At 58.2% G+C, this 11,634-nt stretch carries 6 protein-coding genes; 3 read left to right on the forward strand and 3 right to left on the reverse strand.

Features of this window, described 5'->3' with window-relative positions:
- The first annotated feature begins 298 nt into the window (after window positions 1-298).
- From QU597_RS01380 to QU597_RS01390, 3 genes are read left to right on the forward strand one after another with little or no spacing between them, the layout of a single operon-like run.
- Window positions 299-2,029 carry a glycoside hydrolase family 3 protein gene (locus QU597_RS01380; protein WP_310831030.1) on the forward strand — a complete coding sequence of 577 codons (1,731 nt, stop codon included), beginning with the start codon at window positions 299-301 and terminating at the stop codon, window positions 2,027-2,029.
- Complete coding sequence (locus tag QU597_RS01385) at window positions 2,016-3,119, forward strand: glycoside hydrolase family 88/105 protein (RefSeq protein WP_310831031.1); 1,104 nt, start codon at window positions 2,016-2,018, stop codon at window positions 3,117-3,119. Before QU597_RS01380 ends, QU597_RS01385 begins: the two co-directional genes overlap by 14 nt.
- Window positions 3,112-4,833, forward strand: coding sequence for a DUF8769 domain-containing protein (locus QU597_RS01390; RefSeq protein WP_310831032.1), 1,722 nt, complete (start codon window positions 3,112-3,114; stop codon window positions 4,831-4,833). The genes QU597_RS01385 and QU597_RS01390 overlap by 8 nt, the downstream gene beginning before the upstream one ends.
- Window positions 4,834-4,962: 129 nt before the next feature.
- Here QU597_RS01390 and hflX read toward each other — a convergent pair whose 3' ends face one another.
- The 3 genes from hflX to QU597_RS01405 form a co-directional block, all read right to left on the reverse strand.
- Window positions 4,963-6,231 carry a GTPase HflX gene (gene hflX, locus QU597_RS01395; protein WP_310831033.1) on the reverse strand — a complete coding sequence of 423 codons (1,269 nt, stop codon included), beginning with the start codon at window positions 6,229-6,231 and terminating at the stop codon, window positions 4,963-4,965.
- A 540-nt stretch (window positions 6,232-6,771) separates the two neighbouring features.
- Complete coding sequence (locus QU597_RS01400; protein ID WP_310831034.1) at window positions 6,772-9,777, reverse strand: DEAD/DEAH box helicase; 3,006 nt, start codon at window positions 9,775-9,777, stop codon at window positions 6,772-6,774.
- Window positions 9,774-11,411, reverse strand: coding sequence for an SWIM zinc finger family protein (locus QU597_RS01405; protein ID WP_310831035.1), 1,638 nt, complete (start codon window positions 11,409-11,411; stop codon window positions 9,774-9,776). Before QU597_RS01405 ends, QU597_RS01400 begins: the two co-directional genes overlap by 4 nt.
- Window positions 11,412-11,634: the final 223 nt, after the last annotated feature.

The raw sequence follows: 11,634 nt of genomic DNA on the forward strand, positions 1-11,634 counted from the left end.
TGGAACTGTAGGAGCGGTAGCGTCCGCCTGAAAGCTTTCCGTAGGAAAGCTCGCATCGGAAGCATAAGCTAGGTTCGGATTTCTACCGCTAACAGCGGTTATAATCAGGAAATCGGAAGACAACAGCGGCCGGAAGTCCAAACATTCCCTGCAGCCCGCGTATTATGCCGGTTAGGTAAATCTAAAATTCAGCTTATACCATTATAGAATTTTGAACTTATTTCATAGCTGCCTTTATTTAGAGGCCTGGCGGTATTGGTTACACTTGGAGTAGAAATGACCGGGAGGAATCGGGATCATGCGGAGGCCGTTAACGAAGGATGAGCAGGATTGGGTGGAGCATACACTACAATCCATGAGTGTGCGGGAGAAGATCGGGCAGACGATGCAGGACCATGCCGGCCGGCTGCCGTTCAAGGCCACAGATGAGAATGAAGTCAGAGCGTACCTGGAGAAATATCCGGTAGGCAGCTTTTTTATCGGCGGAGAGGTGATCCAGAAGGCTGCGGGCAAAGCGGGGGAATACCGGGAATGGGTAGAGCTGCTGCAGAGGGTTAGCAAATTCCCGCTGCTGTTCTCCGGCGATCTGGAATTCGGCGCGGGTTCAGCGGTTAAAAGCCTGACGGCGTTCCCGCCGCTGCTTGCGCTCGCTGCAGCTGATGATGAAGCGCTGGCTTACGAATACGGCAAATATACGGCGATCGAGGGCCGGGCGGCCGGGTTCACCTGGGCGCTGGCGCCGGGGACGGATCTGCTGCTGAACTGGATGAATCCGGTGATCACGACCCGCTGTCTGGGCGATGAGCCGGGGCGCGCTCTGCGTTTGTCCGCGGCTGTGGTGCGGGGGATGCAGGATTATGGAATCGCCGCTTGCGCCAAGCATTTTCCGGGGGACGGTGTAGATTACCGGGATCAGCATATCATTACCACGGTCAACAGCCTGCCGGAGGAGGAGTGGTGGTCCACCTATGGCAAGGTCTCACAGCATTTGATTGATCAAGGGCTTATGTCGTATATGACGGGGCATATTGCACTTCCTTGGATGGAAGGGGCCGCAGCCCAGGGCCGGAAGCCGGTTCCGGCAACCGTCTCGCGGCGGATTACTACGGATTTGCTGCGTGGGCGGATGGGCTTTGAAGGCGTGGTGCTTTCCGACGCGCTGGATATGGGCGGATTCCTGGCCTGGGGGGATTATGAGCAGCGGATGGTGGACTGCCTGAACAGCGGGACGGATGTGCTGCTGTGGCCGGGCGTAAGGTATTTTGAAACCATGGAAAAGGCGCTGGTTCAAGGTACGGTAACGATGGAACGGCTGGATGCCAGTGTGCGGCGGATTCTGGCCATGAAGGCAGAACTGAGCCTCCAGCATTTGGATGCACAGGGACGCGACCCCCTCGCTGTCCCGCTGCTGAATGATAAATTGAAGCCGGAGCAGGACCGGCAAGCAAGAGAGCTGAGCAGACAGCTTGCGGAGAAATGTATCACGCTTGTCCGCAACCGGGCAGATATCCTGCCGCTGGATCCGCAGACGACCCGCAGGGTGCTGGTCATCATGCTGAACAAAGTAACGCAGGGACGGGTCTTTGAGCGGATGGGGCTGTTCGTTGATCAGCTCCAGGCAAGGGGGCTGCAGGTGGATATTCTCGATGAATTCGAGCCGCTGAATACGCTGCAGAAATGGGAACAATCCGGAATCCGCTGGGATGCGGCCTTTGTGCCTTATTTTATGCCGCTGCATGGCATGATGAACTCGGCCCGTCCGGTGGGCGAAGCGGCCAAAGCCATCTGGGCGCTGCAGCATGCGGAGACGATCCGTCCGATCGGGGTATCTTTTGCCACGCCGTTTCTGCTTCGGGATATGCCGTTCCTTGACACGCTCGTAAATGCCTATTCGCTGCACGAGGAAACGGTAGAGTTCACGGTCAAAGCCCTGTTCGGAGAAGCTCCGTTCCTGGGACATTCACCTGTTGATGCCGATCCTGAGGAAGATTATATGAGTCCAAGGGGGCTGCAGCATGTCCGAGACTAAGCTTATGCTGGATCCTATATTGGAGCGGTTATTTGCGTATATGACCGCTGATCGGCACAGCGGCAACTGGGGAATGGACATCGGCCACTGGGACTGGGTGCCGGGGGTTGGGATCATTTCCATCCTGGATTACGGCCAGGCTGCGGGCCGGGACAAGGCCGTCGATTATGTGCTGGAGTGGGTAGAGCGGAATAAGCAGCAGGCCGAAGGCATCAGGGTGATTAATTCCATGGCTCCTTATGCGGTTTTTCCCGGGCTGTACCGGCGGACACAGAATAGCTGGTTTCTGGAGAAAGCCGGTGAAATTGCCGGCTGGATGCTGGAGACGGCGCCGAGAACCCGGGAGGGGGCGCTGGAGCATACCGTCACCGAAGCGGCCAAGTTCCCGGAGCAGGTGTGGGCCGATACGGTCTACATGGCCGTGCTGTTCCTGGCGCGGCAGGCCGGGCTGACCGGAGATCGCAGAATCGCGGAGGCTACGCTGGAGCAGACGCTGCTGCACCTGCGGCTGCTCCAGGATGAGCAGACAGGGCTGCTGTTCCACGGCTGGAACTCCCTGCAGGGGAACCATATGTCGGCTGTCCGCTGGGCGCGGGCCAACGCCTGGATTACGCTTGCCGTTCCGCAGATTGTGGCAGAGATTAAGGAGCTGACCGAGATCCCCTCCGAGCTGTACAGCCGGTATGACAGGCTTGCCGCTGGCCTGCGGTCCTGCCAGGCGGAGGACGGATTATGGCATACCGTCCTGGACAGGCCGGAATATTATAAGGAAACTTCGGGCAGTGCCGGCATCGCCTGCGGATTCATCCGGGGTGTACAGAGCGGCATGCTGGACCCCTCTCATCTGGCCAGCGCGGAGCAGGCTCTCGGTGCTATTCTTCCGCTCATCACGGATGACGGAGAAGTGAAGGGGGTATCGGCCGGAACCCCGGTGATGCCTTCGGCTGAGGCCTATAATGAAATTGCGGTCTATCCGGCACTGTACGGGCAGGGGCTGGTAATGCAGTTGCTGGCGCAGACGCTGAGCCTGAGTCTAAACGGACAACCGAAGGTTAACACGGTCAGAAAGGCAGGAGATAAGCGTGAATAACGCGGCAGGTTATACCAGAGAAGACATTGACCAGCGCGAAATGCTGATCCGCAAAATGCGGGGGCTGGAAGCCCGCTATAATCCGGAGCTTGCCATGCTGCGCTCACCGTTCAGCAGCCCGGGGTACCATACTACCTTGAAGCAAGCCGATTTTATCCATTCCACGCGGGATTCGTTGTCCTATGCACTGGGGCTGCTCGATACAGAGCTTGCCGAGTGGGGGCAGCGGGCCTTCGGCATCATCGCACAGGTGATTTCACTGCAGGATACGGACCGGAGCCGCGCCACCTTTGGCATCTGGTCCTGGTTCTATGAAGAGCCGCTGGCTATGATGGCACCGCCGGACTGGAACTGGGCCGATTTCTGCGGCAGCCGGCTGATTCAGGCTCTGGCGCGTCATGGGCACCGTTTTCCGCAGGAGCTGCGCGAGGCAACGATCCGTTCGGTGGACTATGCCTGTGAGGCCATTATCAAGCGGAATGTCGGACCCGATTATACCAATATTGCAATTCTGGGGGCCTTTGTCACCAGAATTGCCGGAGAGCAGCTCGGCCGGGAGGATTATGCAGTCTATGGGCTGGAACGCTTGAAAAAACTCTATGCGTATACCATGGAGCGCGGGGCCTTTCAGGAGTTCAACAGTCCCGTTTATACCTATATCGCCATTCTGGAGCTGTCGAAGCTGCGGAGTGAGTCTGCGGACAGTACCGTGAAGGAGCTGTGCAATGAGCTGATTAAGCTGACCTGGAAAACAGTAGCCGGATATTATCATCCTGTGACTGCGCAGTGGTCCGGCCCGCACTCCCGCTCCTACGAGACACTGCTGACTGAGCAGAGCAAGGCGTTCCTGCAAATGGCGACCAGGGGTGAAGTGATGTTTTTTCCATGGGATGAGCTTCCTTATGAGGAGGAATGGTACGGCAGCGGCTTTTATTGCCCGCCTGATTATCTGGACTGCTTCAAGGTACCGGCAACCAAAGAGGTGAGACAGCTCTATGAGGGGAATGCCGATGACGGCAGCGGCAAATGGGCGGTTACTTATATGACGCCGCAGTTCAGCATGGGTTCCTTTACGAACAGTGATTTATGGAATCAGAGACGGCCGCTGCTGGCCTATGTGAATAATAACGGCGCTCCGGCCTATATCCGGCTGCACTGCCTGCATGACGGCTATGATTATTGCTCTGCCCGGATTAAAACCAAACAGGATCAGGGGGATTTGCTGTTCGGAATTGATTTTCTGACGGACGGCGGGGACACCCATCCTAATCTTGACCGGATCAGCGGGGCAATCACTGCTGCGGATTTCCGGCTGCGGCTGGAGATTGGCGGTCATACCGGCGGCATCACGGCAGAGCCCACGGAAGAGGGAGCCAAATTCCGGATCGGGGAGTCCGTCTTCTGTCTGACGACATGGTTTGCGGTATTCACCGGACAGCCGGACTCCGGGCGGAGCCTGAGCTGGCAGCCGGACCAGACTGGAGACAGCCTCAATCTGGATATGATTCTGTATTCCGGCCCGCGCTGCAGCATTGATTTCACCAGTCTGCGGCAGGCGGCATTTGTGTTCTCGCTCGCTGCCTTGGAGGCTGGGGACAGCGAAGGCCCGCGGGTGGAGGTAACCGATGAAGGTATACTTCGGGTGTGTGACCGCGCTGAATCCGGCGAGGCCTTCTCGTTGCGGCTGCGTCCCGGTCCGGCAGCGGAGTTATGAATAGCCTGGGCTAACCGGCTGGTCTGAATCAACGATCAGACTAAGCATGCCGGACTCTCTCTGAACACAGCAAAGGAGCTGTGCTCCAAGGTTCAACCCTTGGAGCCAGCTCCTTTTAACGTAAACCGGTCAATGCGAAAGCTCTCTGAAATCACCGCGGAACCGCTCATAGTCAGCGGCTCTGCATTCCAGGAGGAGCTTTGTTCCATCCTCTTCATAGCTGACCTCCTGGACGTGGGCATGTTCATTGAAATAGGAAACGATGCTGCCACGGTCATACGGGATCAGAATTTCACACTGAATGTAGTCATTAAAGACATGTCCGCGGATCAGTCCGGTAAGCTCGGCGATTCCGCTGCCCTGTCTGGCGGAGAGGGTGACGGAATCTCCTTCCACAACAGGATAAGGCCGGCCGGTCAAATCGGCTTTATTGTAGGCATACACCGTGGGAATGTCCTCTGCTCCCAGTGCTTTGAGCGTCTCGGCCGTTACCTCCATATGCTGTTCATGCTGCGGATCGGAAGCGTCGACGACATGGACCAGCAGATCCGCCTCGGTCACTTCCTCCAGTGTAGAGCGGAAGGCCTTGACGAGGTGATGGGGCAGCTGGCTGACGAAACCTACCGTATCGGTTAACAGGAAGGTTTTGTGATCCGGAAGCTTAATGCTGCGGACCGACGTCTCCAATGTGGCGAACAGCATATCCTTAGCAAATACCTGCTTGCCCGAGCCGGGATGATATTCCTCTACCATGGCATTCAACAAGCTGGACTTGCCGGCATTGGTATATCCGACCAGACAGATTACCGGCACTTCATTCTTGCGCCGCTGCCTGCGCTGAATCTGGCGCCGTTCGACCTGGTTCTGCAGTTCGGCCTGCAGTGCGGTAATCCGTTCCTCGATTCTTCTGCGGTCCAGCTCCAGCTTCGTTTCACCGGCCCCCCTGTTCTTGAGGCCCGACCCGCCGCCCTGCCGGCCGAGCGATTCGCGCATTCCGGTGAGGCGGGGGAGCATATACTGCAGCTGGGCGACTTCAACCTGCAGCTGTGCTTCCCTGGTTTTGGCCCGTTCTGCAAAAATATTCAGAATCAGAATCGTCCGGTCAATGACCTGACGGTCCAGGGACGACTCCAGATTACGGATCTGCGAAGGAGTCAGCTCATCATTAAAGATAATCACTGTGTCCTCATCTTCTATCATTGCTGCCAGCTCCTGAATTTTACCGGTACCCAGATAGTGAGAAGGGTTAACCCGGCTGGCCTTCTGGCTTAGCTCACCGATGACCCTGATATTGCAGGCGGCAGCCAGATTGCGGAGCTCCTCCATCGAGTATGCGAAATTCGTCTCGTTTTGCAGTTGAACACCAACGATTATGGCCTGTTGCTGTGTGGCTTCCATCTATTCATCAACCTCCTGAAATTTTGTATGTGCGTAAGCGGCGAGTGGTACGGTCCGGACTAAACGGACTCGACTAAGGGACAAGGGGCTAAACGGACATGAAAAAAGCACAGGCGGTAATCTGCCTGTGCTTGAATTAGAGGAAATAGAATAGTCTGGGCAGGCCATGCAATTACATGCACGGCATCAACCAGCTGGCGCACCCCACAGAGAAACTGAACGAAGCATCCGGTACCGGCAAACGGAAATAGGCGGCCTATTCCAACCTGCGCGGTTAAGGTGATCAATTCTCTATGGGAGTGCGATTTCTAAAGGCGAAGGCGGCACAACATTCCCTGTCCGCCCGGTCAAACTGCGGGCTGCCTTTAAAAATGGATAGACCTATCCTGAGTCCTCTGCACATGGGCAGAACTTTAGCGCTATTCATATCTGAATTAGCCGCGCAAAGTACGAATCCGGATAAAATCTATCACATTCATTTGCAACCCTCCGTTCCTAAAAGTTGAGTCCATCTTAGCACATCCATTATTTTCTGGCAAATCAGCTTACCCATTCCCGGCGCAGGGTGAATAGATCCTTCAGCGCATCCGTGGACAGCTCGGTAATCCAGTTCTCTGAGCCGGAGATGACATCATCGCTGAGCTGCTGCTTGCTCTCCAGCATTTCGTCAATGCGTTCCTCCAGGGTTCCAAGCGAGATGAATTTATGCACCTGCACATCCTTGGTCTGGCCCATCCGGTAGGCGCGGTCCGTGGCCTGATTCTCCACAGCCGGATTCCACCAGCGGTCGAAATGGAAGACATGGTTAGCTGCGGTCAGATTGAGGCCGACTCCGCCCGCTTTCAGTGAGAGGATGAATACATTCGGCTGATCGGCTGAAGCCGGAGACCCGTCCGGAGGCGAAGGGGCCTGAAACTGCTCAATCATGCGGTCGCGGGCCTGCTTGGAGGTGCTGCCGTTCAGATACAGCACCGGTTCCTTCAGCTCCTGCTGGAGCACGGACTGGAGCATCCGGCCCATGCCGACATACTGGGTGAAGATCAGGCAGCGTTCGTTCTCTTCGCGCAGCTCCCGCACCATCGCCAGCAGCCGTTCCAGCTTCGCGGAACGCTCAATCAGGGAGGCCGTGCCCGGCCCGCCTTCCGCGGCCGGATCTGGCAAGGCCTCTTTCGTCAGCAGTACGGGATGATCACAAAGCTGCTTAAGGCTGGTTAACGCGGCGAGAATAGCCCCTTTGCGTTCAATGCCTTCCAGCTTATTCATCTTCTCCAGCAGCCCGGTTACATGCTGGTCATAAAGGGCCGCCTGCTCTGCGGTCAGGTTGACATAGGTCTTCATTTCATTTTTGTCGGGAAGATCCAGCTGAATATGCGGATCTTTCTTTTTGCGGCGCAGCATGAAGGGCTTCACGAGCCGCTGCAGATCCGCTGTCCGCTCGGGATTCCGTTCTTTCTCTATCGCATTCGCGAACCGGTCCTGGAAGGACTTGGCGCTGCCCAGGTAGCCCGGTGTAATAAAATCATAGATTGACCATAGCTCCGACAGCCGGTTCTCAATCGGCGTTCCTGTCAGGGCAATCCGGTGCAGGGCCGGGAAGCTGCGTACCGCCGCAGACTGCTTCGTTCCGGCATTCTTGATGTTCTGCGCTTCATCCAGACATACTGCAGCCCAGGTGAACTGCTGGAGCAGTTCCTGGTCTAGTGCTGCCGTGGCATAGGAGGTCAAGACTACATCGGCCTGCGAGGCTGCGCCGTAGAAGTACCCGGCATTCAGCCGCCTGCTGCCATAGTGCAGCATGACGTTCAGGGACGGTGCGAAGCGCTGCAGCTCCTTCTGCCAGTTGCCGAGCACGGAGGTCGGGCAGATGATCAGTGCCGGCCAGCCCGGAGGATCCGTCTGCGGCTGGCCGCCCGCCGGGTCAGCCGCCAGCTCTTTCAGGTGCAGGAGATAGGAGATCAGCTGCACGGTTTTGCCGAGGCCCATGTCATCGGCCAGGACGGCCCCGAGGCCGAAGCGGCGGAGAAAGGCCAGCCAGGCATAGCCTTCATGCTGGTAGCTGCGAAGCTCGGCCTGCAGTGCGGCCGGTACAGCCGGCTTCGGCCACTGGTCACGCTGTCCAAGCTGGCCGATCAGCTGGACCAGATGCTCGTTCAGCTCCACCTCCAGCCGGAAGCGGGCCGCCTGCTCCTCAGCCTGCTCCGCTGCGGCTTCCGCGCTTAATTCCTCTTCGCCGCTGCCGAGCAGATGCAGCTGCAGCACGTCCTGGAAGGACAAGCCCTTGGACTTGTCCATCCCGGCCATGGCCCGCTGAATCTGGGCCAGCAGAGCGGGGTCAAGCGGAATCCACTTGCCCCGGAACTGCACGAGCCGTTCGCCCCGGGCGACCAGCTCGGCGAACTCCGCCTCTGTGAGGTCGGCGTCGCCGATCGAGATGCGCCAGTCGAAATCGACCAGCGCATCCAGCCCGAACAGCGACCTGCCGCCGCCGCGGCTGCCCTCGCCGGAGCTGATCTTGGCGCGCAGGCGCGGTTTCCGGCGGCTGGCGGCCTCCCACCACGCCGGCAGCAGCACTTGCCAGCCGGCTTCCAGCAGCAGCCGGCTGTCCTGCGTCAGGAACCGCCACGCGAGCGCGTCGCTGAGCGGTTCCCCGAGCACATCGTCCCCGTGGCCGATGTGCCCGCCGGGCAGGCTCTCACGCAGCCGCGAGAGCCACCCGGCCGCCCGCTCTTGGACGTGGACCGTCCAAGATGCGGGCCACAGGCCGTGCGGCTCGCCGTCCCCGGTGAGCCGCAGCGGCACAAGCGCGGATTCATCGCGCTTGTCCTGCAAGAGCAGCTGGAGCCGCCAGTAGGACGTGTCCGCGTCCGGCTCCAGCAGCTGCAGCGCCGGCCGGAACGGCGCGGTGTCGGCTTTCCAGCCGATAGACATCAGCCAGCTCTCGGCGTCCATGCCTAGAGCTGCCGCTCCGCTGCTGCTGAACAGCAGCGGGAATTCGCTGCGCAGGTCGCCGGCTTCGGCTTCCGTGCCGTAGTAGCGCTGGAACACCGCCGCTGAGAAGGCGGCGCCCAGCCCCTCGGCCAGTCCGCGCCGTTCGGCGAGCCCGCGCAGCGCGGCTCCAAGCTTGTCGTTCCCTTCGGCCAGCAGCTGGAGGGCCTTGTCGTCCCAGTTCCACTGGAGCTGGCCTTCGCGGTAAGCGGCGAAGCTTGGCACATACTGCTTCTCTGCCAGCAGCCTGGAGACGGCCGGAGCCAGCTCGGTCAGCAGGGCGGCATCGCCCTGCCAGCTCCAGCCCACATGCCGGAGCAGCCGGAGATCCGCGAAGAACGGGACTACCTGTTCGGCAGGCAGGACTACCAGCTCCACGCCATCCGCGTTTTGCAGGGTCAGCTCCGTTCCATAAAAAGACTCTTCATGCCAGGCAAACAGCTTCTGCTTCAGCTGAACACCGGGAACATAGTCGTCCCTGTCGTCGACGGCATAGATCAGGGCATCCCCGTACTTGGTCAGGGCGAGCTGGACGGTAATATTGCGCATATACTTGCTCATGGGATCAGCTTTCCTTTCCGCAGCTCTTCCTGCAGGGCACGCAGCCTGCTGTTCCGGGAGGTGAAGACTTCTAAGAATTCCTCCCAGCGCTCCTCGCGTTTAAGCTTCTTATACAGCTTGGCTAACCGCTTCATCAGTTTGACGGCCGCTTTATAGCTATGCCGGTTTTTCTCAACCACAAATCGTTCTACGGCCTGGTGATAGAAGGGCAGCAGCAGCTCCGGCGCATTTTTCTCCAGCGGCTGGAGATCGCTGACACGGAAATCGGAAGGGGCTTTGCCGGAGGATAACTGATAATCCATCCAGTCCTGCCATTTGCCATAGTCGAGCAGCAGGTCTTCGTAAATCTCCCGGGATATCGGCAGCATGCCGGACAGCGTGTCCCACATCAGCGGTTCTGTCTCCGGTAAACGCCGGACCGCTTCTTTCCAGTACCCGGCATAATCGCTGAGGTTGTACAACCGGCTGGTCAGCAGGGGGCCGATTTCAGCAAGCCATGATGTTAGGCGTGACCAGTGCCCGGCTTCGGCGAGCGGGACAAGGAAGCTCATCAGCTCATCCGGATAAATGCCGGACCGCTGCGCTGTCTTGCGGAGCAGCTCCCACGCCGCCCGGTCATCGCTGAGCAGGTAATACATCCGGCTCTCAGCCAGCAGCAGCGATTGGGGCGAGTGCGCAGCTCCGAGTTCCTGTCCGGCCTGGCGCAGGGCATCCAGCTCTTCCGAATAGAGGACCGCTCCGTCCGTGTTTGGAGCAATCCATTTTCTCCAGAGCAGTTCATAGCAGGCGGAGAAATACGGCTGATCGCGCGAGCGGTCACGCGCTTCCGTCAGCATCTCCTGCCGCAAATAGGATAAGGTATCCATTACCCGCTGCCACTCTCCGGGTTCCTCCGCCAGCGGCAGCGTAGTATTCATCAGGCGGGTTACAGCGGCCTGCAGCTCAGAGACGGCCACGGCGGTATAATAGCCGAGCGAATAGCCTAGGACGGGGGCTGCTGCTGCGGGCATGGCAGGCTTCAGCAGGTTCTCCAGGATGAAGAGATGGGCATGCAGCTTGAACAGCAGTCCGGCAGCAGGAGAGAGCTCCGGCCTCGCCTCGGCAATGGCGGCCAGTGCCCTGTCGGCATACTGGGGGTTCCGCACCGTATGCGCGAGCGGAGCGGTGAGCAGCTGAAGATATTCGCGCCACTGGGCCACTGTCCCTCCGGGAATGAGTCCGCCGAGCTTCTTCACCAAGGCGCTGCGGCTCCCGGTTCCTGCCGGAACCGCGGCGCTGGCAGCGGCTGCTTTGGGACGGCTGATGACCGCCTTGGCATTTGCCAGGGAAGCTACGGACCGCTTTTGCGCATCAGCATAATACATGAGTACCGCTGCTATATGCTTGCAGGGGCCGTCCACCGGACAGTCGCAATAACTTCCGGGGAAATTGTCCAGGTTGATATAGACGCCATAGTTCTCCCGGCCTTCAACCATTGCCCTCATTTTCCGGGGTTCACTGATGGAGAATGTCTGTACCCGGTTCTGCTTATAATATTGAAATCCCCGCTTCAGGGTTAAATCATCGAAATAATAGGCCGCATCCGAAATGAGCTTGTCCCATTCGGCATCATCCAGGGCATAGTTTGGCTGCATCGCAATCGGTCTCCTGTAGCAAAATATTCTTTGTTCCTGCTTTGTTCCCCTATTATAGCACCTAAAAAGGATGAGCTTGCTACTCATTCGTTTCTAATAAGTGAGCAGTTTCCTGACTCAATGATGACCCCCGCTAATATGCGTTTATTTGATCTAGCTGAAAAGAGCTAAATCACAAGATTCTGCTGTACAAAGTACAACAACCTCATTTTTTGGCCAAGTA

Origin of the sequence: Paenibacillus pedocola (genome assembly GCF_031599675.1) — a bacterium.
GTDB lineage: Bacteria > Bacillota > Bacilli > Paenibacillales > Paenibacillaceae > Paenibacillus_AQ > Paenibacillus_AQ pedocola.

Bases quoted from the DNA above. Each gene is read 5' to 3' on its own strand.
- QU597_RS01400 (WP_310831034.1), bottom strand. From the start codon at position 9,777: ATGAGCAAGTATATGCGCAATATTACCGTCCAGCTCGCCCTGACCAAG.
- QU597_RS01380 (WP_310831030.1), top strand. From the start codon at position 299: ATGCGGAGGCCGTTAACGAAGGATGAGCAGGATTGGGTGGAGCATACA.
- QU597_RS01385 (WP_310831031.1), top strand. From the start codon at position 2,016: ATGTCCGAGACTAAGCTTATGCTGGATCCTATATTGGAGCGGTTATTT.
- hflX (WP_310831033.1), bottom strand. From the start codon at position 6,231: ATGGAAGCCACACAGCAACAGGCCATAATCGTTGGTGTTCAACTGCAA.
- QU597_RS01405 (WP_310831035.1), bottom strand. From the start codon at position 11,411: ATGCAGCCAAACTATGCCCTGGATGATGCCGAATGGGACAAGCTCATT.